A 25,279-nucleotide genomic window follows, 5' to 3' on the forward strand; every position below is an offset into this window, starting at 1 on the left:
ATATAAAAAGCACAACACCTTAAACACCTACTGTTTAGTGACTACTATTGCCTGCTTCGTTATTATGCACGTGATCTACAGCAAAAACTAACGGTACGTTAGTTGCTACTTTAACAGCACCTTCACCACCCATAATTGCATTGCCATACGCCTCTAAACTTACAGCCTCTGAAGCCGTTAAAAGTGCGCTTGCATCTGTAGTAACGTGTACTTCTGGAGCCATATCTTCGTTTACAATTATTGCAGAACCAGATGGTACATTTATAGTTGTTTCTGTATAGTTAGTAACCTCATCACTAGCTCTACCTAAATGTACTTTGTAAGCCTCATCTGTAATAGTTGCAGAAGTATAAGTACCTTCAAAATTTATGTATTTGTATCCTGCAGCCCAAGACCAAGTCATATCGTACTCCTGTGCAGCATCCCAAAAATCACCTGCTCCACTTAAACCTTGATCGTATTTTTCTTTATCTACACCAACACCAAATTTAATAGCTGTATATTTCCCTGCTGGCACATCGTTTAAAACAATAGATGTATTATCTGCCAAAGCATCATTACTATCTTCACTAATAATAAAGTAGCTATTCTCTTTTGGGTATGTATATTCCATACCATCTTCATCTATTAAAACAATATTACTTACTATGTAGTTAAAGCGTGTTACGGTTAAAGCTTCACCGTTTGTGTTAGCCGTGTTAGCGTTTCCTATTGTCAACTCGTTTCCTGCAAAATTGCTATCAAACTCTATAGTTACCATTCCTGGGTTTACATTATCCATTTCCCCATCATCATCAGACGAACAAGATGCTAATGCTATTAAACTAAAACTTACTAGTATCGATTTTAAAATATTTGTTTTCATTCTATTCTTTAATATGTCCTTAATTCCTTTTTATACTATTATTTTAGTTTACAGACGTATGTATACAACTACAGATACATCTTTATAAAAAAGAAGTATTAGCGCATACTATTTATACTGTAAACAAGATGTGTTTGTAAGCTTTTAGATTGATAAAAAACCATACTACTATATAGACTTTACAAAAGATTGAAAAGTCGCAAATAGAAAAAGCTTACCTAAAATAATTATGAAATTGGAGGACGTAAAAGACTAGATACTGTGTTGTAACTATAGTTGTTTTCTGCAGAAAGTATTACAACTTTTTTTTGTGTAACAAGATTTGAGTTAACAGGCAAATCTTGATTATTTTGATGATATAGTAATTGAAACTCTGATTTTACAACACCTTGCTCATTGTGTTCTTCTTGTGTAGATTTCTCTATAGATTTCATTAAAGCACACTTACCATTACACTCTAGTTCTGGCTTGTCTTGGTTAATACAAAGCACTGTAGAGATATAATCATAATTAACCACATAGTCCATAAACGGGAACATTGGTTTAAGGCATATTACAAATGCTATTATGAGTAAGGTTTGTTTCACGCCCCAAATTTAAGACATAAAAGAATTTAAAACTAGGACATTAGTCATAAAAAGCTACAATTATATTTGTATTTGCCTATCTATTTGCTGATTTAAAGAAATAAAAGTTTCTGTTCTAGAAACCCCTTTTATTTGTTGTATCTCCTTGTTTAACACCTGCATTAGGTGCTCGTTATCTTTACACAAAACCTTTATTAAAACAGACCAGTTACCTGTAGTATAATGGCACTCCAAAACTTCGGGGATTTTCTCTAATTCTTTAACGGCACTTGGGTTACTCATAGCCTTATCTAAGTAAATACCAATGTAAGCCATAGTAGTATATCCCAAAACTTTTGGGTTTATTATAAATTTAGAACCAGACATTAAACCAGAAGTTTCTAGTTTACGTAAACGTTGATGAATTGCTGCTCCAGAAATACCAATATTACGCGCTATTTCTAAAATAGGTTTACGCGCATCCTCCATAAGATACCTTATAATTTTCTTGTCAATTCCGTCAATTTTAATTCTATCGTTATCTAATTTCATAAGTCTAGTTATAAATTAACCATAAATATACCCAAATGGTATTAAATACTAACTATGCTCTGCAATAGAATTGTACCCTTTATACGCTGTATTAAACTCGTTAAAAATTACACCGTGCTCTTTTAACTCGTTTAAAATAGGCTCGTAAACTTCTTTTTTAATTGGTATTTGCACACCATAATTGGTGATTTTATTATTTAAAATTAATAAGGTTGCAATAGCTACAGGCAAGCCAACAGTTTTTGCCATAGCTGTGTGTGTTTGGTTTTTACCCAAAACCACCATATTAGAATCTATTTGTTTTTCTTCTCCATTAAGACTGTACCCAAATTTATGATACATCACTATCATATCCTTATCATCCTTGTCTAATGTCCAGCTTTGCTCTAATATTTCTTGTAGTATTTGTGCTGGTGTTCCGTTTTTAATTGTAATTTTTTTAGTGTCATCAAAAAGATGAAGTTCTACTAGTTTTGCCCACCTAACATCATCCTGATCTATTTTAAGATAGTGACGTAATTTAAGCTCTACAGAATCTGTTGGCGAATATTGTAAAAACAAATTGGTAAATTCTCTGTAGCTCATATTCTCAGAGTTTTCAATAGTATAGGTATCATCTGTCATTCCTAATTCTACAAGCATATTCCAAGCCTTAGAAAAACCAACACGACGCATAGTACCTCTATATAAGGTTAACACATCTTGCAAACCATATACTTCTCTGTATTTTAAAGAATCTCTGTTTGCATACCCCTCAAACCTACCAAAACCTTTTACATCAAAAAATTCTGTTCTTCTAAACAACTTATTATAAGGTATGTATTTGTATGTGCCTTCTTGCATAAACTTAGCCGCACCACCTTGACCAGCAACTACAACGTTTCTAGGATTCCAAGTAAATTTATAATTCCATAAATTAGTATCACTCTCTGGAGCAACCAAACCACCTGTAAAAGACTCAAACAATAACATTTTTCCGCCCTTATCTCTAATGTCATCTATAATCTGCATAGCACTCATATGGTCTATACCAGGATCAAGACCAATCTCGTTCATAAAAACAAGTTTGTTTTCTTTTACTTGCTTATCTAAACCCATTAACTCATCACTAACATAAGACGCAGTAACCAAATGCTTTTTAAAACCAACACAATCTTTAGCTACCAAAATATGCAAACTAGCAGGCAACATAGACACTACAATGGTTGCTTTTTCTATTAGCTTTTGCCTTTCTTCAATATTAAAAATATCTAAACCAACAACAGTACAGGCATTGTGACCAGCTATACTTGCTGCTATATTTTCTGGTTGCAGATCTGCAATAGTAATATGTAGTTTTTCTTCTTTAGCCTTACCTAATAAATAGTCTACTAAATAAGCTGTAGATTTTCCGGCACCCAATACAAGTATTTGTCTTAACATCTGTTTTATTACTTTTGATGGTGATACTGATGAAATAATCAGTTTTGTTACATTTATAAATTTACAAACAGTTTTTGTTATGAACAAAACAATTTTAGCCGCTGGAGTGTTTTTTGGACTTACTGCAGTAATTTTTGGTGCTTTTGGTGCACACGGATTAGAAGGTTTAGTTGACGCTAAATCTATAGCATCTTACAAAACAGGTACAGATTACCAGATGTACCACGCACTACTTTTACTTGCTCTAGGGCTATTACCACAGCTTGAAAAAAAGCACAAGAAACAAATATTTATATTTTTAGTAGCTGGCATAGTACTGTTTAGTTTTTCTATCTACATTTTAAGTATTGATACAATTTTAGGATTTAACGCAAAATCTATAGCACTAACAACTCCAATAGGTGGATTATTATTAATAATTGGATGGTTTTTATTAGGTTATCGTATTTTTAAACATTTTAACTAAACATTTGATAATTAAATTAGATAACCATAATTTTTTTTTAGCTTTGCACTAACATAAAAACTTAAACTATGAGCACTTATAGTCCAGACACGAAAACGATTTCGTTGGAGGAATATGGTATTACAAGCACTGACATTAATTATCAATTATCTCCGTCAGAATTGCACAAAATAACTTTAGATAAAGGTATGGGTAAAGAGGCTTCTTCTGGAGCTTTAGCAATTAATACTGGCGAATTTACAGGTAGATCTCCTAAGGATAGATTTATTGTAAAGGACGACGTAACTGCTGAAAAAGTTTGGTGGGGAGATATTAACATTCCTTTTGCACCAGATAAATTTGATGCACTTTACGACAAAGTCATTACTTATCTAAACGAAAAAGAACTTTATGTAAGAGATGCTTACGCATGCGCTGATAAAGATTACAAGTTAAACATTAGAGTAATTAACGAGCACCCTTGGGCTAACATGTTTGCTTACAACATGTTTTTAAGACCTACTACGGAAGAGTTAAAAGGCTTTGACCCAGAGTGGACAGTTATTAATGCACCTGGTTTTATGGCAGACCCAGAAGTAGATGGTACACGCCAACACAATTTTGCAATTTTAAACTTTACAAGAAAAATTGCTTTAATTGGTGGTACTGGTTACACAGGAGAAATTAAAAAAGGTATTTTCTCTGCGTTAAACTTTATTTTACCTGTTTACAAAGACACAATGCCTATGCACTGTTCTGCAAACGTTGGTAAAGATGGTGATACTTCTATTTTCTTTGGCCTATCTGGCACAGGTAAAACTACCTTGTCTGCAGATCCTAACAGAAAATTAATTGGTGACGATGAGCACGGCTGGACAAATGAAAATTCTATTTTTAATTTTGAAGGTGGTTGTTACGCTAAAGTAATTAACTTATCTGCAGAAAATGAACCAGAAATTTTTGGGGCAATTAAAAAAGGAGCAATTCTAGAAAACGTTATTATGGATGATAATGGTGTTGTAGATTTTGCAGACACCTCTATTACACAAAACACTAGAGTTAGTTACCCTATTTACAATATAGAAAACATACAAGAACCATCTATTGGTACTAACCCTAAAAACATATTCTTTTTAACTGCAGATGCTTTTGGTGTATTGCCTCCAATATCTAAGTTAACACCTGCACAAGCAGCATACCATTTTATCTCTGGTTACACAGCTAAAGTAGCAGGTACAGAAGCTGGTGTTGTAGAGCCAGTACCATCTTTCTCTGCTTGTTTTGGCGCACCATTTATGCCATTACACCCAACTAAATACGCAGAAATGCTAAGTGCAAAAATGCAAGAAGCTGGTGTTAATGTTTGGCTAGTGAACACAGGTTGGACAGGCGGACCTTACGGTATAGGTACACGTATGAAACTTAAATACACACGCGCAATGATAAACGCTGCATTAAATGGCGATTTAGGATTGTATTCTTATGACACATACCACATACACTCTGTATTTGGCGTAGCACAACCAAGACACTGTCCTGGAGTACCGTCAGAAGTATTGAGTCCTAAAACAACTTGGAACAACGATGAGGAGTACTACAAAACAGCTTTTAAATTATCTAACGCGTTCCGTGAAAACTTTAAAAAGTTTGAATCTTACGCTAACGAAGAAATTAGAAGAGGTGGCCCACAACGTTACGCTTTCTAAAAAAGCAATACAATAATTTTAATTATAAAATCCAGAGGAGCTCGCTTCTCTGGATTTTTTTTATTTGTCTAGTTTTATTAATTAGATAGACAATACAGTTGACATAAAAACTATCTATAACAGTGCCTACATAGCTTCATTTTAAATAAAAATATTTCAATTAAAAAAATAAACTTAAATTGTAGGAAAAATATGAATCAAAAATAAATTACAATACATAAATAGTTTGTATCACTAAATTGTATTTGTTACTTCGTTGCTACAATAACCAAAATGAGAAAACTTATTACTATTATACTTTCCTTATTATCTTACGCAGTATTTAAAACAAAATCAATTAGTTCTAAATAGAAAAAATGACATACAAAAACATACCTAAATACAGTCTAGCTATTATATTTCTAATAGCGCTATATAATTGGGTTTTACCTAACTATTTGCTGATAAGAGCTGGAGGTAGATTCTTTTTTGACACCAGAATGATAAGTATTATTGTTGTAGCTTATTTAGCTTTTTTTGTGACCAAAACAGATATTTTCTTTAACCTAAAACTAAAAAAAGTTTTAGTAATTGGTTTACTTTATGGCTTAATAGTAGGCCCTATTGGTGATTTTAGTTACTTGCTTAATGATCTTATTTTTTTTAGAAGAATGGAATTTGAATCATATTATATGTACCAGGTTATTTGTACTATACTCTTTACTTTCTGCTCAATTATTTTAATTTCTAAAATTAGAAAGACTAAATATTCCTTTAAAGAGCTACTCATTTGCCTTATCTGTTTTGCTATTGTTTGCAATGTTTTTCATTACATATATATAATAATTACATCCTTATTCGATTCTAATGACGGTATGGTTGGTGTGGGCGCTCATTCATTGCTTCCTTTTTACACCCCTTTTATTTCATATTTTTCTTTTAAAAATATGAATCTAGGATCCTTTTTATTTTTTATGATAAGCTCTCCTGCTATATCATTGTTGTTTGTTATATATTTCTACAGTTCGTATGTCCTATTCTTAAACTATAACAAAAAGGGTTTATACTCTTTAATCCCTATTAAAAAGGATTTAGTCTTTCTAAAAATTTCTAAAAAACCAACCTGGTGGATTATTTTTCTATTAATTCCTTTTGTTAGAATAATTCCTAAGTATTTTATAAATCTAGAGCTAGCAAAGCAACACAATAAAGAGGCTAGCTATGCTCTTGGGATGACATTAATACCTTGGTTTTTTTATGGTAAGCTAATTTTAAATACTAAAACCACTGAATAATATTTAACGAAACATATATGAGCTTTAAAAAAATACAGAAGAAAAGCCTAGAGTTGTAAAAGTAAACGCAGTACAATCTAAAAAGCAGATCTTGGCATTGAAATTGAATTAGTAAAAAACTATTAACTTAAACTATACCTGTTATGAAAAAAGCAACTATACTATTAGCATTGATTTTAATTTCTACTATCGGATTTTCTCAAAACAAAATTGGTGGAAATGATCCAGTACCAGGAATTGATATTATCATTAAAAAAAATCCAGGAAGTAAACCTATAGTAAATACAGAAAACAACCCGTTAATTACCCAAGCAAACGATTTAAAAGAAATTTATTTAGAGAAGCTTGCTAAAGATTGGTTTAAAAATAAATCTACTCTTGCTAAAGATGACAAAGTAAGCGGCAGAAGAATTTATTTTGGTGAGTATATAGAAAACAGAATAAATGATACCAATTATGAGTTTTATAGAATTGAAGGCCACCAAGGAAAAAACAACAAAGATATTTTTACAGCATATATAGCTTTCTTAAAAAAGAAAATTACTGAAGAAAAACCTAGAGTTGTAAAAGCAAATGCAGTCCGTTCTAAAAAAAGCGCTGCCGCAGTAAAAAATAAAAAGATCTAACAAAAAAAGAGAGCTTACCCCATAACAGTTTACTACTATTACAATGTCTAACTTAAACGAAATAAGGAAAAATTATTCAGTATTTTCTACCGACAAGCTATTACGTATTGCTAAGAAATAGATGGTTTAAAACCTGAAGCTGTTGTACTACTGCAAGAAGAGTTAATTAAGCGTAGTGAGTTAGATGAAGCTTCTAAAATAACCAAACACCTTATAAACCAAAAGAACGAGCAAGAACTAAGAAACAATTTTAATCCTGAAGATTATATTAAAAAAGAATTAAAAGCAGGTGAATCTATTGAAAACATTAAATTTAAGCTCAATACTATGGGTATAGATATGTTTGATGTAATAAAAAAAGAGCAGTCGCAAGAAAATATAATTCTAAACTATATTGAATCTAAAAAAGCTGAAGGAGAGTCACAAGAAACAATAGATAATGACTTAAAGAAAAACTTTAATGTTGACTCTAATTACTTAAGTGAAGTACAAAATAAATTAAGAGAAAAAGGTAAAAAGAACACAACAATAGGCATTGTATTACTGGTTGTTTCTATTTTAATTAATATCTTTTTACTTACCAAAGGAAGAATAAGCATACCTGCAATATTACTTTTTGGTTTAGGAATTTGGAAGTTAGTCCAAGGCGAACATCAATTAAGAAAAAATTAAAAACTTATTTAATTAAATCCTCTTAAATTTCTAATTTACCACACAACTATTCTATTAAAAAGACGTTAGTTACTACTGTAGTGCTTATAAATTGCACTTAAACCAAACTATAAAAAAGCATATTTCTGCTTTTATAAAAAACCAAAAAACACCAAAAAAACTATGGGTTACATTAAATTAATCTTATTTGCTATTATGCTTGTTGTAGGTATAATTAGTGTTATTAGCTATTACCAAAACAAAGGTGATATAAAAAGAACCCAGTCTAGTATCTTAGAAGATTTAACCCATGACAGAGTGTTAACAGGAAGAGAAATAGACAATTTAAAAAAACTATACAAGATTAAATTAGAACAAAACACACCTGTATATTCCATAACAGGTACTGTTGGCTATATTGTTTTTGAAACCAATGGTCAAGGTCAAAAAGAATGGCAAATAGCAAACGTTTTAATAGCTAATAAATCTGCTAAAATTTTAGCAAAAAAAAATATTGCCCTTGAGCAATTTATTGTAGACGATAAAGATGTGAACCCTAAAATAGAAGCTCTTAATAAGGAATTGGAAGCAAATACAATAACCGAAGAAGAAGCTACCGAAAAAGCTAATATTATTTTTGAAAAGTACATAAACAACACCATAGAATTTGTAATAGCCAATCCGTCAAAAAAAGAAAAACCAGTATACGTATTAAGTTACAAGAGTCACGAAATGATTACTCCCGTTAATTTGTTAGCTTAGTTTAACAAAAACAACCTATGAAAACACTTTTAATTTTTATTTTAACAATAAGCACAATGAGTTCTTTTGCACAAAAAAAAGATTCGTTAATTTCTGCTTTTGGAACCAATTTTAAACTGTATAAAAATTTAAATACAAACAGTTTTGAGCTGCATAAAAATGATGAAAAAGTGATTTTTAAAAATCTAAAAACAGCTGTTAGGTTAAATGGCTTTTTACAGGTTTTAGACAATAAAAATGAAATGTTTTATATTAATGAAAATGGCGCTAAAGTAAAAGAAGCTAACTTAATAACAGAAGTTTGTGGCACGGTACCAAATTACACCTATAAAATACTACGCAAAAAAAATAGATTTATTGTAACAGAACTAGTGGGTTACGATGGAGAAGAAAACGTTGCGCCCAAAGAAATTGAAAGTATAAGTGCTGCGGGAATTGATAAAATTAATTTTCCAAATGGAACAAAAAAAGTAACGTTTGATGCTAACGAATCTATGTTTTACGCTACAGAAATATTTTTAAATGCTGTACTACTTAGTAAAGGCAAAAAACAAGGTGTTTTATACAACAATACGGTACGTTATTTTGATGCTGTAAGCTACGTAAACGGCGTTTTAAAAGTACAGACAAACAATAAAGTTGGGTATTACAACATTACAGAAGTTACATACAAAGACTTAGAACCTTTTGCTAACGGATTGGCTAAATTTACAACCAACAACAATAAAACAGGCTATATAGATGCTAACGGAAACGAGTATTTTGATTAAAACATACTTAAACCTCTAATATAAAAACGGTATGAAAATAAAAGCTTTACTTATACTAATCCTTACCATTGTTTCATGTAAACAGCAAAACCAGTCAGGATTAAACTTAGAAGATTTTAAAATATCTGAAAAATCTAAAGCTCTTTTCCCTTATCAAAATAAGGAAAATGAGCTAATTTTTAAAGATTCCTTAGGAAATAAGATCACTTATAATATTGTGAATTTTAGCAATTACAACAGGCCCAAAGAAACGACTATTCCTTCAGAGGAAACAGATAACAAAAAAACTACGTTAAAATTTACCAAGGAGTATCAAGAGATATCTTTGAAAACAAGCTCAGATGTACTTCAAGATTTTTTCTTTGAACTGGAAACCGAATTTTATTTAAAAGAAGCACTTGACTTTACAGAGCATGATCGTATGGCTTTTTACAGAGGCGGTAGCAGTACTACTGGATTAATAACCGATATAAAAAGTGCAGACCCTAATATTATGAACTCACAACCAAAAAATAAAGAAGAGATTATAATAAACGGTAACACATATAAGAATCTTTTAGAAGTGAAAAATTCCGATATTATCGATTTTTACTATAGCTTAGAAAAAGGCATAATTGCAATAAATGAATATAGAGATAACAGAAAACCTAAATATTGGGTTTTAGACAGTATTATCTATAAAGAATAAAAATCTAGCTACATAAAATCAAAACTGCTTTTGTTAAATTACCTGGTTTAAAAGGAGAGCCGTATCTATCAATTTAAAATCTTAAAAAAACTATGTAATAAATTATAGCTTTATCATATAAAAACCCCAATCATTACTTTTTATTAAGTAACTTAAAAACCAATTCTTTAGTTAAGGGTGTGCCTGCTGCTTTTTCTCTTAGAACAGCAAAAGGATACTTAAAACTACAACCTGTTTTGTAATTACTACAGCCGTAAGCTGTTTTCCCTTTTAATACCGTTCCTTGGCTACATAAAGGACAAGGCATAGGATTGGGTACCTCATCTTGTTTTACTTTTACAGCGGTCTTCTTTTCTTCTAAAACCAATTCAAAATCGTCATTAAAACGCAACAAGCCTTCTTTTGTGCCATTCTCTGTTTTAAACCCTTTAAGATTAACAGTACACCCCTTATCTAACAAACGCAAATACTGCTTTGTAGATATTTTCTTTTCTTGAAAAACAAAAGGCAATACCATTTTACAACCTGTTTTATAGGCACTGCACCCATAAGCCGTTTTTCCCTTTAACAACTCGCCCTGCTTACATTTAGGACACGGTTTACCTTGTACAGTTGCTGTTTTCTTTTCTTTTGTTGGTTTTGGAGCTGCTGCAACTGTTGCCTCAGAAATTTTGATATGCCTTTTCTCTATACGCACCTCGTATACCAAATCGTCTATCATCTGCTTCATGTTCTTTATAAAAACACCAGCATGGTAATTTCCGTTTTCAATCTCTTTTAATTGTTTTTCCCACAACCCAGTAAGCTCGGCAGAGGTTAACAATTTGTTTTTTATAATAGCAATAAGCTGTATGCCTGTTTGGGTAGGTAATAACTGCTTTTTTTTACGCTCTATGTATTTGCGTCTAAATAAAGTTTCTATAATATTGGCTCTGGTAGAAGGTCTTCCTATTCCGTTTTCCTTCATTAACTCTCGCATCTCATCATCATCTACCTGCTTACCTGCTGTTTCCATTGCACGTAACAAAGTTGCTTCTGTAAACTGATTTGGTGGCTTGGTTTCCTTTTCTAAAAAAGATGGCTCGTGTGGTCCCTTTTCTCCTTTTACAAAAGAAGGTAATATTCCTTTTTCTGTTTTGGTTTTAGAATCCGGATTTTCAAAAACAACCCTCCATCCTTTTTCTAAAATTTCTTTTCCTGTAGTTTTAAATGGTACAGTATCCGTTTTTCCTAATACAGTTGTATTGGCCACTATACAATCTGGATAAAAAACAGCAATAAAACGCTTGGTAATAATATCGTACACCTGTTGCTGACTGTACTGCAAATTTATTTGTACTCCTGTAGGAATAATAGCGTGGTGATCTGTTACTTTTTTATCATTAAATACTTTGGTAGACTTTCTTATTTTACCTGCTAAAACCGACTGAGTAAATTTTTTATAATTGGTTAGTTTTTGTAAAATACCAGGTACTTTTGGGTATATATCATTAGGTAAAAAGGTAGTATCTACTCTAGGGTAGGTAACTACTTTTTGTTCGTATAACTTCTGTACTATTTTTAAGGTTTCATCTGCCGAGAACCCAAACTTTGTGTTGCAATATACCTGCAAGCCAGTAAGGTCAAAAAGCTTTGGCGCATATTCCTTTCCTTTTTTCTTGGTGGTAGATACAATTTCAAAATCGCTCTCTTTTACTTGCTTTGCAAAAGCCTCACCTTCTTCTTTCTTTAAAAACCGACCTTTTTCACAATTAAACAACGTATCTCGGTACAAGGTTTGCAGCTCCCAATACGGTTGTGGTTTAAAGTTTTCAATTTCTTGGTAACGACTAACAATCATTGCCAATGTAGGTGTTTGCACTCTACCCACAGATAGCATTTGCTTGTAACCACCGTGTTTTACGGTATACAAACGCGTAGCATTCATCCCCAAAAGCCAATCTCCTATGGCTCTAGAAAAACCTGCATAGTATAAATTATCGTATTTGGCAGAAGGTTGTAGTTTTTCAAAACCCTCTTTTATAGCTTCGGTGGTTAATGATGATATCCATAAGCGTTGCACTTCTCCTTTGTAGGCTGCTTGGTCTATTACCCAACGTTGTATTAATTCTCCTTCTTGCCCGGCATCACCACAATTAATGACCAAGCTTGCTTTGTCAAATAATTTTTTTACAATGCCAAATTGTTTTTGAATACCTGCGTTATCTACCACTTTGGTTTTAAACTTATCTGGCAACATTGGTAAGTTGTTAATATCCCAACTTTTCCAATGTGGCTTGTAGTCGTTAGGCTCAAATAAGGTACACAAATGACCAAAAGTATAGGTTACTGCATACCCATTACCCTCATAATAGCCATCGCACTTTGTATTAGCTCCTAATACAGCGGCAATTTCACGGGCAACACTTGGTTTTTCTGCAATACATACTTTCATAGCAAGGTGTAAAAATAGGATTTTATTAGTGGATGTATTTAAAGTTAAGGCAGAAAGAAATTAACAAAAAGTTTAGGTATACGTTTTAGCCACAAAATATGTAAAAAACAACCAACCATACTAAAAAATATGCCAATTACACATTTCCGTAATTGTAGCACAAAAAATAGTTTTACATTGTAGGAAAATTTAACAACCAAAAAAACAACTAGAAAGCCAAATGTGCGTTTATTTACCCATATTGGCGGAATAAACGCAATTAATTGAGTTTATATATAGTTGCCACTAATACAAACGAACATTGCAAAACGAACCAACATCAAGCATTACGAATGATTCTTTGAATATCTCAATTCAAGATAGTTTGTTTGTTCAAGTCAAAAATCTCAACGAAAATATTTCTTCGATTCATACGGATTTACATAGTCACTTGAATCAAAAAACTGACACCTTTTTTGGTGTTTCCAATGATACAATCTTCACAGTTGTTTTTACTATTTTAATTTTCGCACTTGGAATTTTAATTGACCGATTGCTTAAAAGAAATAATGAACAAAAAGAATTACAAAAATTAAAGGATTATTTCAACAATCAATTTGATGATTTAAAGAAAAATATAGTTCCTGAATTAAGAAATGGCTACAAAAAGTTTTACCAAGAAACGATTAGTTTAGATAACGGAGTACCAACGACTGCACCAAAGATTTTAACCAATACTTACGACCGACTTTCTAATTTGGAATCGCCTCTTTTATTCAAAACATTTAAAAATAGTTCAGATTTTAATACTGCTTTCTCTCAAATTGATTTCATTAAAAATTTAATGGTTGTCGTTGATGATTATCATTCGATAGTAGTGCAAAGAAGTGAAACACTCAAATCTGTTTTTGTCGGATTAGACAAGAAATATCTGGACAAGGTTGTTGAATTTACCGAGTATGAAAAGAATAATAATCCAAATTATCTTCAAGATCCTACATTTCTACTTTTAGATTCAAAAGTGCAATATTATCATCAAAATATTATTGGAAAAAGAGCTCTGACTGATTATTATAAAAACATAATCCGACCAATTCAAGCGCAAATAGTTAGCACAAATTTATTTAGAACGCATCCAGTTGGTAAAGAAATATCAGTTTTAGGTAGAGATATCTCTCATCAATATAATCATTTAAGAATGTTGTATATTGAGATTCGCTCACAGTATAGATATTTCACTCAAGTATTGAACAGAACAATTTCAAAACTAGAATCCTTAAACACGGAATAAGTACTAGTGGCAACAACGTATATAAAAAATAGCGCGAGCAGTTGCTAACACAAAGGTTCGGGCACTTTTTCGAGGTCGCCAAATTTTTAAATTTGGCTATTTGAGAAAAGAAAAATAAATAGAAAAATTTAAAAATTCGGCTTGTGTTAATCCGAAAAGTTATCGCTTATTTTCAGTGCTACTTTTCATATACGAGACGTTAGCCATAATTAGAAAAAAACAATAATATATGTCAAAAATAACAGAAGTAAGATTAACTCTAGCTGCTTTAATATATGGAATCGAAATTGATTTAAAATCTACTATAAGACAACAAGTAGTTCCTTACTTTTCTGATTTAAGTTTTTTTCAAAATGAGGAACTAATTAATAAAGTCGTTGAAAGATATACGAAAGAGAATCCAGGTGTAGATATATACTTAAATTTGGAAGATTCAATTGACTATTTAGACTTTCACGACACGTTTGTAATATTAAGAAAAAACGACACTTTTCTAACAAAAGAAAGTAGCACTTACTTAAAAAGTATTTTTGGAGCACTAGAAGAATTGACACCTATACGCAATAGAGTAATGCACACTAGGCCACTTTTAGGTGGCGATTTTACGACTGTTTACAATTTTGTTTCTGATTTAAAGCAAAGCAATCCAATTCGCTGGTTAATTACTTTAGAGACAAAAAACAAAATTGAGAGTGACCCAACTTATGTTTTGACATTGACACTTCCAACTCTAGAGTATCAAAAGCCTGAGCAAATAGTCGTGCATAATTTACCTAAACCGGACTTTGATGAAACCGGTTTTATTGGGCGAAAAAATGATGTAGAAGATATAAAAAAATTAATTTTTTCAAATAAAGTTGTCAGTATTATTGGAGATGGAGGAATAGGGAAAACTGCACTAGCATTAAAAATTGCATATGACATTGTAGATATGGGAAAAGATAGTCCATTCGATTTAGTAATCTGGACTTCTGCAAAAACTACAATGCTAACTTCAAAAGGAATACAAGAAATTTATGATGCCATAACAAACTATACTGGTTTAGTAGATTTAATCTCTACAACACTTGAAGTAGAAAAAACTTCCACTAATAAATTAGAAGAAATACTGGAGTACTTTTCATTATTTAAAACACTTCTAATAATTGATAATTTAGAAACAATTCAGAGTGAAGATGTTATTGAGTTTATTAGAGAAGCTCAAATGAAATGCAATATTGTAATTACATCAAGAATAGGTTTAGGGGAATTAGAATACAGAAGAAAGCTTAAAGGTTTTAGTGATTCTGAATCTGCAAAATTAATAAGAGAGATTGCAAGAATACGAGATAGCGAAACACTTTTAAAACTACCTCAAAAAACTCTAATTGATATTTCAACAAAACTATATCATAATCCTCTAGCTATAAAATGGTTTGTAAATACTGTAGAAGCTGGTATCAGCCCAACAGAAGTTTTAAACAACAAAGAAGATTTACTCAATTTTTGTCTTACTAACGTGTATGATAAGTTAAGTACAGGTGCAATAAATATCTTGAATACTTTGAGAGCTGCAAGGAAAAGCCTAAGAACAGCAGAGATTATTTATTTATCAGAATTAAAACCAATTGAAGTTAGAAAACATCTCTTAGAACTGTTTAAAACTACTTTAATAAGTACGGAAATTATTGATGGGGAAAACATTGAGGAAACAAACTATTTCATCTCTGATTTTGCAAAAGATTATCTGACAAAAAATTATACAATTGACATTGCATTCATTAAGAACATTTCTGCAAAACTTAGAGAGTTAACACTTAGTGCCTCTCAATTGAAAAAGATAAATTCTTATAATATTTTTGAAATTAATGCAATAACTTATAGAAATTCAAATGAAAAGATTGCAGCTAAATTTTTGCAAGAAGCTTTAGGTTTATCTTGGAAGAAAGAATACGAAAATGCTCTAATCAAAGTAAATGAAGCTAGAAATATTGTGCCAAGTCATTTTGAATCATATAGAGTTGGGGCATTCATAAAAGCTACATCTGGAGACTTACTGGGAGCAGAAGATGATTATCAATTAGGCTTAGAAGTAGAACCTGATAATCATAAATTATTATACTTCTATTCGCAGTTCTTATTATTTCAAATGGAAGACCCAGACAATGCTCTTATTCAAGCTGAAAAACTTTTTGAATATAAATCAGACAACCCTTCTGTTTCATTTCTGTTTGTAAGGATTTATAATAGAAAACGAGAATATAACAAAGCTATTCACAAATTAAAAGGATTACTTGAAAATCAATTAGACTCAAAGAGTGAGAGAATTGCATATACAGAGTTGATTTCTTTGTATAATCATATGGGACAAAGTTTTGCTACTATAGAAAGGGACTTCGATAATTCAGTTCGTCATTTTAAAAAGGCTATAAGTGTTTATTATGAATGTTCTGAAAAGAAAATTCTAGACCCAAAAATGATAAAGAACTTTTGCGAAGCTCTTTTATCTTGTTTTCAACTAGTCCCATTAACTACATTACAAGATGAACAAAGCTATTTTAAAGAAGTTATAACTAACAACAATACTAAAATTGGTTTAACTCTCTTAAAACCAAAAATAATTCATAGATATTCAGAAAAATTTGATGATTATACCCTTAGTTCGTTATTAGAAGAATTCAATCCTGACGATAATGCTTTAAAGCATATGGGAACAATTAGCCGAAATCAAAATAATGCTAGTAAACCATTTGTATTCATACAAAAAGAAGATAAAACCAGTTTCTATGCAAATATGTATGACTTCCTTGATGTTGAGAATAGAACAGAATGGAAAAAAATTAAAAACGGTCAATTAGTTAGTTTTGAAATCGGAACTAATCCACAAGGAGAATGTGCGAAAAACATTAAACTGATAGAATAACTATGGCTAACAAAGTACTGTGGTAAAAAACAAGTAAAAACTCATTAATTTTTAACTAAAATACTTTTATAAGAATCATCATATATTAGTCCTAATTTTGCAATAGCAAAGGCTTAGTCCTCTACAATTTACAAATCCCGAAGCGTTGGGACTCGCGGATTTTCTATCTGGATTTATTTGCTAACTTTAGAGCTTAAACACGCAACGAAATCATACACTAGACCGTTGGGATTCATTTGAAAATCGAACTCTGAAAAGAAAATTTAGAAAAAATTGAAAAGAAAATATTTATTAATTACAATCGGACTTTTAGCGGTTGGACTTTTATTTTATTATATCGGTTGGTCTTTTTCCCCAGGAAGTTATGGAAAAGCTGAAACTTATGAATTGAATGTTTCTGAAAGAATTCTTATCGAAATTATAAATGAGGTGAAATCGGAAAACAATTTAAACACGAATAGTTTTGCTGACCATAAAAGTAAACATTGGTACTCAATCTATTTTGAGTATAAAGATAAAAATCAGATAATTCACGCATTAACAAGACCGAAAAACAAAACAACGACAACATTTTACTTTGCAAATTATAAAAACAAAACTGACCTCGGAAATTGGATTGATGCAAATGAATATTTTTGGTGGTGGAAAAACTCTAAAGCTAAAAATGAATTTGAAGAAAGAATATTAGAAAGAATTAAGGAAAAAATAAAAAAACGAAAGCCCAACAATGGCTATAATTAATACGGGTTTTGGTTCTTAATCCAAAGTTTAGAGCTTTAAACGAAGTCCGAGAAATCTTTTGATTTGGCTTTAGAACAAAAAAGATAAAACAAATTAAAAAGATTTTGCTTGTGGCTAAACCGAAAGGTCTTTGAATATTAACTAAGTCCGCTAAATATAAAATTTGGCATTTATAGTAGAAAAGGTAAAAGCAAAATATTTATATTTAGCTAAGTAATAAACCGAAACGATAGCGCTTATCACCTGCCCTACATTTCTTATACTAAACGTTGGCAACAAGCTAAAAAAATAATGAATAAACTAAAAAAAGGAGAATTTTACGGAAGTCATTATCAAAAATCAGCTTTTAAAAATCTAATAATTACAGATACAGAATATACACATAGTAAGGTTGATTGGCATTATCACGAAAATCCATATTTCACTTATTTACTTCAAGGTAAATTATTTGAATCTAACAAAAAAGAATCTTACTATTTAGAGCCTGGAAATCTACTGTTTCATAATTGGCAAGACTCACATTACAATATAAAACCTCCTGAATTTACCAGAGGTTTTCACATTGAGCTGAATGAGAATTGGTTTTCAAATTTTGATATTCAAATAACAGATTTTGAAGGAAGTATCAATCTACAGAATCCAATGATAAAGAATCTGATGAATCAGGTGTTTATTGAGACTAAAATTAACGACCAGTATTCAAATTTAAGTATTGAGAGTAATTTGATTGACATATTTAATACTATAAAAGAATCAAAAAAAGGGAATCAAAAAAAACCAATTTGGGTAAGTCAACTAAAAGAATTATTGATTGAGGAAAAAACAGACTATTCTTTAAAAAGTTTAAGTTCAAAATTAAACATCCATCCAATCCATTTGTCTAGAGAATTTAACCGCTATTTTGGAACAAGTCTTGGTAATTACATCCGATTGATTAAATTAAATAAAGCGTTTCATTTACTTCTCTCTAAAAAGTTTTCTATGACTGAAATTTGTTATCAGTGTGGTTTCTATGACCAAAGCCACTTTATTTCAAACTTTAAGAAAACATATAATTCAACGCCAACAAAATTTTTAAAGAATATTTACTAATGTTAATTATATACAATTTTGGTAAATAGAATAATATCACCTTTGCAATTCATCTAAAAATCAATCACAAAATGAGAGTCAAAGATTTGATACTATTACTTGCCATTATTTATTCATATTCTGCCTATACGCAGAATATGGTAGAATATACAAGTGGTTGGGAAGGAAAAATAGAAAATTCAAAGACATTCAACCTAAAAGTAGAAATAGAAAATTTAGGGCTTGAAAAAGCTAGATTTAAAATTTTTAACAGAACAAATATTATTGATTATCCTTTTAATATAAAAAGTGCTTCTTTAATAGAAATACCTTTTTCTGAAAATTATTATTTTAAAGGTGTTTTGTCCAAAAACGGTAAAGAAATTAACGGATTTATCAAGTCTGGAATGCTTCTTTATCACTTAAAACTTACACAATCAGACAATAATACTTTTGTTGGTATTTGGAATATATTAATGGTAGATGAGTTAAAATCGTTAAATTTTTATTTAAGTGTTGAAAATGGAGCAGGAAATGAATATGAAGCTTACCCAATTTTTGGAGATAACCGATTTACAGGAACTTGGTGTGATAATTTTAAAAAAGAAAATGACTCGCTTTCGTTTACCGATTTTAAAACAGGCTTGCAGTTTAAAGGAAAGTTAGCCACAAATGAAATACTATTAGATATCTATTTAGGAAACAATTTACTTACACAAATAGGTTTAACCAAATCTACAACAGATTGGGAAATTGGTGGTTTTAAAAATGACAATAAAACTTCTATTCTACAACTTACCGAAATGGAAAAACTTATTTCCAAGGATTCATTACCTAATACACATTCCGTTTTAATTTCAAAAAAAGGAAAAATTATATATGAAAATTACTTTGATGGATACAATGCAAACATCCCGCACGATATGCTTTCAGCATCTAAAAGTATTTCATCTTCAATAGTTGGAATTGCAAAAGACAAATCATTATTTAAAAATGTTGAGCAATCTATTTTTGATTTTCTACCTAAAAAATATCAAATACATAAAGATAGTCTAAAAACTAAAATTGATATTCAGAGTCTATTAACAATGAGCTCTGGTATAGATGCTATTGATTATGGTATAAATGCAAATCCAAAATCTTCTGCAACAGAGCAAAATTATCAAAGAACACCAGATTGGATTGAGGCAATTCTAAAAGCGCCAATGATTCATAAACCAAACACTAAAGCAAATTATGGTTCTGCAAACCCAGCTTTACTTGGTGTTGCTATGGATTCAGTAATTTCTGAGCCTTTGGAATTGTTTATTGATAAGTTTTTATTTCAAAAACTAGGAATTTCAAATTACATTATTCAATCCGACTTAAAAGATAAACCATATTTTGGTGGAGGAATGTATCTTACCCCTAAAGATATGTTGAAATTCGGCGAACTTTATCTTAATAAAGGAAAGAGAAAATCAAAACGTGTGATATCTAAAAAATGGGTTGAAAACTCCTTTAAAAACTATCGTAATTTAGAGAATGTAGTTGATAAAAACGGTTATGGTTATTTATGGTGGCACAACACTTATCAAGTTAACGAAAAGAGCATAAAATCTATTGAAGCAAGAGGAGCTGGTGGACAGTATATTTTTGTTATTCCTTATTTAAAAGTAGTTGTTGTTGTTACATCTGGAAATTATAGAAATGGAAAAACACAACAACCAGAAGCAATTTTTAAAAAATACATTTTACCTTACCTTGAAAATTGAAAAAAGCAAGTTGCCAAAAGTGTATAAAAAACATAGGGCGTTTGTGGCTTAATAGAAAGTTCTGTGCATATTAACAAAGTCCACTAACTATAAAATTTGGCGTTTATAGAACAAAATATAAAAGCAAAATATTTATATTTAGCTAAGTAATAAACCGAAACGATAGTGCTTATCAATTGCCCTACTTTCTATATACTAACCGTTGGCAACCATATGAGAAAATATCGAATCCTTATTTGTTCTGTATATATTTTAACGCTAATTTCTTGTGAAAAGGAGCCAATACATCCTTTCGAATTGTCCGTTGCTGATTATAATTATTCTCTGGCTTATTCAGTTCTGTATTAACTGACTGATAAAGAATTGACAATAACTTTTAGAGGAGAACTTGAAAATGAAAAAGACAGTATATTATACGCAACAACTAATCTACCTTCTAGTAAAATCCGCAAACTATCGGAAATAAATGTTGACAGTTTGGGAGTATTCTATTCAAATCCTTGTATTGCAGACGGAGACATTAAGGTTTACGAATTCATAAAAGGATCAAAAACTAAGCGAATACAGATTCAAAATTATTATCACTCGGAATTGAGCCCAACTGTTGAATTGATTAATGAAATTGTTCCGGATAAATTTAAAATGTATTATGATAAAGCTGATCTTATTGAATCTCTAGAAAGGTGCGGTCAAAGTCAAATAAGAATGTCGTGGGATGAAAATTAAAAACGGTTGCCAACAAAATACTGTAGTAAAAAATAACTAAATTAGTCTTATAAACCTCAAAAAATAACTAATGGTAAAATATTCTATTTCCTTTAAAAACTTTATGTCTAATGAAAAAAAGACAGAGAAAATAGTTTCTTCGCCAGAAGAGGTATTAGAAGAATACAAAAGTATAAATTGGTTTAACTTACTAACTAAAGCTACACCAGAAAACCAAAACGATTCTGATATAGTTGATAACAACTCTTGGAATTTTTCGGTTACATTTAAAAATCATAAAAGAGAAGATATTCTTCATATTCATCCGCACCTACACCCAAGTACACGTGTACAGCCAGATGAAATTAAACTAGTTGTAGAATTTAGGGCGTGTAAAATAGTTCCTACTTCAAAATTTAGTCAGTTTTTTGGAGGATCTAAAGAAAAAGCAGTTGAAGAAAAAAAAACCGCCGCTATAGGTGTTTTACAAGCAGATGCGCTAACTCATCTAACTAATTTTTTAGATAATAACCATACAGATTTTCATAAGTTTAACAGTCCTTCTTTAGACACAATTATTAAAGAAAGCGGTAAAGTATATTAGTCTAAAATATACGTACAACCCAAAACACAGGCAGAAACAGACACTTCTAGTTTCTGCCTCTACTTTCCTTTTTTCTTATGCTATTTCTCTCTCTTTTAAAGCATAAAAAGCATCCTTTTTTTTATACTCTTTATACATCCCTCTTACATCCAATTTTATAATAATCACGCTATCAACTAATTATTAAAAATAAAAAACATATATTTGGGTACCCAGTTTGGGTGCCCAATTTAAAATAAATCTAAAATCGAAGCACAAATTATCTTTATTATGGGAGTTTCTGGTGTAGGCAAAAGCACCATAGGCAACTTATTGTCTAAAGAACTTTCTATTCCTTTTTTTGATGGAGACGATTATCATCCTAAAGAAAACATTTTAAAAATGTCTAAAGGAGAACCTTTAAACGATACCGATAGATTGGGTTGGCTACAAACCTTAAATAAGCTTGCCATACAACAACTTAAAGACAAAGGTTGCATTATAGTTTGTTCTGCTTTAAAAGAGAGTTACCGTACTATTTTAAGCGCTACTATTAAAAACAGTACAAAATGGGTTTTTCTAACAGGTTCTTTTGAGCTAATTGAAAAAAGAATTAACGAGCGCAAAGGTCATTTTATGAGTTCAGATTTACTAAAATCTCAGTTTAGCACATTAGAAGAACCAAAAAATGCCATTAAAGTAGCTATAAGTTTAACACCTAACACTATTGTAAAAGTGATACGTAAAGAATTAGAAAATACAGCTGAATTTGGTTTGTTTGGATTAGGCGTTATGGGCAAAAGCCTTAGTCGTAACCTAGCAAGCAAAGGATTTAATATATCGTTATTTAACAGACACCTTAGTGGTAAAGAAGAAGATGTTGCAGTAAATTTTAAAAACGAATTTAAAGAATTGGCCACTGCTTTGCCTTTTGATGATATAGCCTCTTTTGTAAACTCGTTACAAAAACCAAGAAAGATTATGCTTATGGTTAATGCAGGTAAAATTGTAGACCATGTTATTGAATATTTGTTGCCTTTTTTAGACGAAGGTGATATTCTAATAGATGGCGGAAACTCTAACTACAACAAAACAAAAGAACGTTTTGATTATTTAACGTCTAAACACATACACTTTATAGGCGCTGGAGTTTCGGGCGGAGAAGAAGGTGCTTTAAAAGGTCCGTCTATTATGCCTGGAGGCCATAAAGAAGCCTACAAAAAGGTACAGCCCTTTTTAGAAGCAATTGCAGCCAAAGACGCCAATAATATGCCATGTTGCACACATATTGGCACAGAAGGTAGCGGACATTTTGTAAAAATGGTACACAATGGTATAGAGTATGTAGAAATGCAATTGTTAGCAGAGGTATTTTTAATGCTTACAGCAATGGGGAATAACCCTGACCAAATTGCTACTATTTTAGAGGGTTATAAAGATACTGCAAACAGTTATTTGCTAGAAATTACCATTGATATTCTACGAAAAAAAGAAGGCGATGATTGGTTGGTAAACAAAATAATGGACAAGGCTGGGAACAAAGGTACTGGCAACTGGACAACCATTGCTACTGCAGAATTGGGCGTACCAAGCACAATGATAGCTTCTGCCCTATTTGCACGTTACATCTCGTTTTTTAAAGACGAAAGAATTGCCGCCAGCAAACATTTTAGTACAACTACAGATGCAAACCTAGATCTTAGTGTTGCAGCTATTTTAGAGGCATACCAATTTGCAAGAATAATTAATCATTACCAAGGTTTTAGATTAATAGACGAAGCTTCTGCACGTTACAATTGGGGATTAAATTTAAGCGAACTAGCCAGAATTTGGACTAACGGATGCATTATTAGGTCTGATTTTATGTCTGGCTTGGTAAAAACTTTTAAAACCACCAACAACATACTTACAGACAAAGATATAATTAGCACAATAAACACACTAAAACCAAGCATTAAAAAAGTGGTTGCAGCGTGTATTTTAAACGAAATTCCTATTCCTAACTTTAGTGAATCTATTAATTTTTTAAATGGTTTTGCAGTAGCAAATTCATCTGCAAATTTAATACAGGCACAACGAGATTATTTTGGTGCGCACACTTACCAAAGAATAGACAATAACACAAACAAATTTTACCATACCGACTGGAAAAACCACTAAAATATGCCAACAACTAAAACTAAAAAATCATTATTTAAAAAAATACTTGCGCTTATCTTGGGCTTTGGTCCTGGAATCTTTGCCATTGGTTACACCATTGGTACTGGTAGCGTAACTTCTATGATTGTTGCCGGCAGTAAGTTTGGTATGCAATTATTATGGGTGCTTTTACTAAGTTGTATTTTTTCTGGAGTACTAATATTTGCCTACGGTAATTATGCTTTAATTACTGGCGAAACTGCCCTGTACTCGTTTAAAAAACATTTTAAATTTGGTAAAGTTTTAGCCATTTTAATTATTGTGGGTATTACGTTTGGGCAATGGAATTCTTTAATGGGCATTTTAGGAATATCGTCTAATATTATTTTTGAAATCCTAGCCATAAACTTTGAGAGTCTAAGAGCGTTTGAGTATCAGACTATATTAATAATTGCGACCGTAATTATTATTACATTTTACCTGTTAATGTTGGTTGGTAAGTATACTTTTTTCGAGAAAGTACTTATCATCTTTGTAACCATAATGGGCTTATCGTTCTTTTTATCATTCTTCTTTGTACAACCACTTACTATAGATGTTGTTAAAGGTTTAATACCTACCATACCAAATGTTCCTGGAGGCAAAATGTTAGTTGCTGCGTTTGTTGGCACCACTATGGCTTCAGCTACATTTTTATCTAGACCTTTGTTTGTAAAAGGAAAAGGGTGGACAATTAACAACCTACAACAACAAAAGAAAGACGCCATTACAGCATCAATCTTAATATTTATAATTAGCGCAACAATTATGGCGGTAGCTGCTGGCGCACTGTTTTACCAAGGCACAGAAGTTACACAGGTAATAGATATGGCAAATACCTTAGAACCTGTTGCTGGTAAATGGGCGGTTACTATTTTCTTTTTTGGCGCATTAAGTGCTGGTTTATCTTCTATATTTCCTTGTCTGTTAATTGCACCATTATTAATTGCAGATTATCAGTCGGGAGAATTAGACACCAACTCTAAACAGTTTAGAATTATTACGGCTGTGGCTTGTTTGGTAGCGCTAATTGGTCCTGCTTTTGGAGCAAACCCTATAGAGGTACAAATTTTATCACAGGTATTTAATGTATTTGTATTGCCCATAGTTGTACTTGGCATTATATTAATACTTAGCAATAAAAAAATTATGAAAAACTACAAGACAAGCTTAGGTGTGTACATTGGGTTGTTTGCTGCCTTATTCTTTTCTTTAGTAATCTCATACAACGGCATACTAGCGCTTTTAGATTATTAAAATTGATTTTTATAACGCTGCGTAACCAAGAAAGTAACATACTAAAATTGTGTAATT

At 31.2% G+C, this 25,279-nt stretch carries 22 protein-coding genes; 17 read left to right on the forward strand and 5 right to left on the reverse strand.

The annotated features are described in order from the left end of the window. Positions 1-34: 34 nt before the first annotated feature. The 4 genes from BT107_RS13350 to BT107_RS13365 all read right to left on the reverse strand — a co-directional run bounded on the left by BT107_RS13350 (position 35) and on the right by BT107_RS13365 (position 3,405). Positions 35-865 (reverse strand): MbnP family protein, encoded by an 831-nt coding sequence (locus BT107_RS13350; RefSeq protein ID WP_072304324.1) that lies wholly within the window; start codon positions 863-865, stop codon positions 35-37. Positions 866-1,092: 227 nt separating this feature from the next. Next, entirely contained in the window at positions 1,093-1,404 is a 312-nt protein-coding gene (locus tag BT107_RS13355) for a hypothetical protein (RefSeq protein ID WP_139254322.1), read from the reverse strand. A gap of 108 nt (positions 1,405-1,512) precedes the next feature. Next, positions 1,513-1,983, reverse strand: coding sequence for an Lrp/AsnC ligand binding domain-containing protein (locus tag BT107_RS13360; RefSeq protein WP_072304326.1), 471 nt, complete (start codon positions 1,981-1,983; stop codon positions 1,513-1,515). Positions 1,984-2,031: 48 nt separating this feature from the next. Beyond that, a complete protein-coding gene (locus tag BT107_RS13365) occupies positions 2,032-3,405 on the reverse strand; it encodes a saccharopine dehydrogenase family protein (protein ID WP_072304327.1) in 1,374 nt (457 codons plus the stop codon). A 79-nt stretch (positions 3,406-3,484) separates the two neighbouring features. Here BT107_RS13365 and BT107_RS13370 point away from each other — a divergent pair, with 79 nt between their 5' ends. The 8 genes from BT107_RS13370 (at position 3,485) to BT107_RS13405 (ending at position 10,327) form a co-directional block, all read left to right on the forward strand. Further along, positions 3,485-3,871, forward strand: a complete 387-nt coding sequence (locus tag BT107_RS13370) for a DUF423 domain-containing protein (protein WP_072304328.1) — start codon at positions 3,485-3,487, stop codon at positions 3,869-3,871. A 68-nt stretch (positions 3,872-3,939) separates the two neighbouring features. Further along, a complete protein-coding gene (gene pckA, locus BT107_RS13375) occupies positions 3,940-5,556 on the forward strand; it encodes a phosphoenolpyruvate carboxykinase (ATP) (protein WP_072304329.1) in 1,617 nt (538 codons plus the stop codon). Positions 5,557-5,912: 356 nt separating this feature from the next. Next, positions 5,913-6,830: a DUF5684 domain-containing protein gene (locus BT107_RS13380; RefSeq protein ID WP_072304330.1), complete on the forward strand. Its 918-nt coding sequence runs from the start codon at positions 5,913-5,915 to the stop codon at positions 6,828-6,830. A gap of 143 nt (positions 6,831-6,973) precedes the next feature. Further along, a complete protein-coding gene (locus BT107_RS13385; RefSeq protein ID WP_072304331.1) occupies positions 6,974-7,456 on the forward strand; it encodes a hypothetical protein in 483 nt (160 codons plus the stop codon). A 327-nt stretch (positions 7,457-7,783) separates the two neighbouring features. Beyond that, complete coding sequence (locus BT107_RS13390) at positions 7,784-8,128, forward strand: hypothetical protein (protein WP_072304332.1); 345 nt, start codon at positions 7,784-7,786, stop codon at positions 8,126-8,128. A gap of 162 nt (positions 8,129-8,290) precedes the next feature. Beyond that, complete coding sequence (locus BT107_RS13395) at positions 8,291-8,869, forward strand: hypothetical protein (RefSeq protein WP_072304333.1); 579 nt, start codon at positions 8,291-8,293, stop codon at positions 8,867-8,869. 17 nt (positions 8,870-8,886) lie between these two features. Next, positions 8,887-9,639 (forward strand): hypothetical protein, encoded by a 753-nt coding sequence (locus BT107_RS13400; RefSeq protein WP_072304334.1) that lies wholly within the window; start codon positions 8,887-8,889, stop codon positions 9,637-9,639. Between the two features lie 31 nt (positions 9,640-9,670). Next, the gene (locus BT107_RS13405) at positions 9,671-10,327 is read left to right on the forward strand and encodes a hypothetical protein (protein ID WP_072304335.1); all 657 of its coding nucleotides are present in this window, start codon (positions 9,671-9,673) and stop codon (positions 10,325-10,327) included. Positions 10,328-10,460: 133 nt separating this feature from the next. Here the strand turns inward: BT107_RS13405 and BT107_RS13410 are convergent, their stop codons facing one another. After that, on the reverse strand, positions 10,461-12,761 hold the full coding sequence (locus tag BT107_RS13410) for a DNA topoisomerase 3 (RefSeq protein ID WP_072304336.1): 2,301 nt from the start codon (positions 12,759-12,761) through the stop codon (positions 10,461-10,463). Positions 12,762-13,062: 301 nt separating this feature from the next. On the opposite strand from BT107_RS13410, the gene BT107_RS13415 reads away from it, so the two are divergent. The 9 genes from BT107_RS13415 (at position 13,063) to BT107_RS13455 (ending at position 25,222) form a co-directional block, all read left to right on the forward strand. Continuing rightward, positions 13,063-14,031: a hypothetical protein gene (locus BT107_RS13415; protein WP_072304337.1), complete on the forward strand. Its 969-nt coding sequence runs from the start codon at positions 13,063-13,065 to the stop codon at positions 14,029-14,031. A gap of 229 nt (positions 14,032-14,260) precedes the next feature. Beyond that, positions 14,261-16,933, forward strand: coding sequence for an NB-ARC domain-containing protein (locus BT107_RS13420; protein ID WP_072304338.1), 2,673 nt, complete (start codon positions 14,261-14,263; stop codon positions 16,931-16,933). Positions 16,934-17,206: 273 nt separating this feature from the next. Next, positions 17,207-17,674: a hypothetical protein gene (locus BT107_RS13425; RefSeq protein WP_072304339.1), complete on the forward strand. Its 468-nt coding sequence runs from the start codon at positions 17,207-17,209 to the stop codon at positions 17,672-17,674. Between the two features lie 291 nt (positions 17,675-17,965). Continuing rightward, positions 17,966-18,766 carry a helix-turn-helix domain-containing protein gene (locus BT107_RS13430; RefSeq protein ID WP_072304340.1) on the forward strand — a complete coding sequence of 267 codons (801 nt, stop codon included), beginning with the start codon at positions 17,966-17,968 and terminating at the stop codon, positions 18,764-18,766. 71 nt (positions 18,767-18,837) lie between these two features. After that, on the forward strand, positions 18,838-20,499 hold the full coding sequence (locus BT107_RS13435) for a serine hydrolase domain-containing protein (protein ID WP_072304341.1): 1,662 nt from the start codon (positions 18,838-18,840) through the stop codon (positions 20,497-20,499). Between the two features lie 363 nt (positions 20,500-20,862). Continuing rightward, positions 20,863-21,225, forward strand: coding sequence for a hypothetical protein (locus BT107_RS13440; RefSeq protein WP_072304342.1), 363 nt, complete (start codon positions 20,863-20,865; stop codon positions 21,223-21,225). Between the two features lie 70 nt (positions 21,226-21,295). Continuing rightward, positions 21,296-21,808: a hypothetical protein gene (locus BT107_RS13445; RefSeq protein ID WP_072304343.1), complete on the forward strand. Its 513-nt coding sequence runs from the start codon at positions 21,296-21,298 to the stop codon at positions 21,806-21,808. 270 nt (positions 21,809-22,078) lie between these two features. Then, positions 22,079-23,947: an NADP-dependent phosphogluconate dehydrogenase gene (gndA, locus tag BT107_RS13450; protein WP_072304344.1), complete on the forward strand. Its 1,869-nt coding sequence runs from the start codon at positions 22,079-22,081 to the stop codon at positions 23,945-23,947. A gap of 3 nt (positions 23,948-23,950) precedes the next feature. Beyond that, positions 23,951-25,222 carry an Nramp family divalent metal transporter gene (locus BT107_RS13455; RefSeq protein WP_072304345.1) on the forward strand — a complete coding sequence of 424 codons (1,272 nt, stop codon included), beginning with the start codon at positions 23,951-23,953 and terminating at the stop codon, positions 25,220-25,222. Positions 25,223-25,279: the final 57 nt, after the last annotated feature.

Source organism: Cellulophaga fucicola (assembly GCF_900119145.1).
In the GTDB taxonomy this organism is placed as follows: Bacteria; Bacteroidota; Bacteroidia; order Flavobacteriales; family Flavobacteriaceae; genus Cellulophaga; species Cellulophaga fucicola.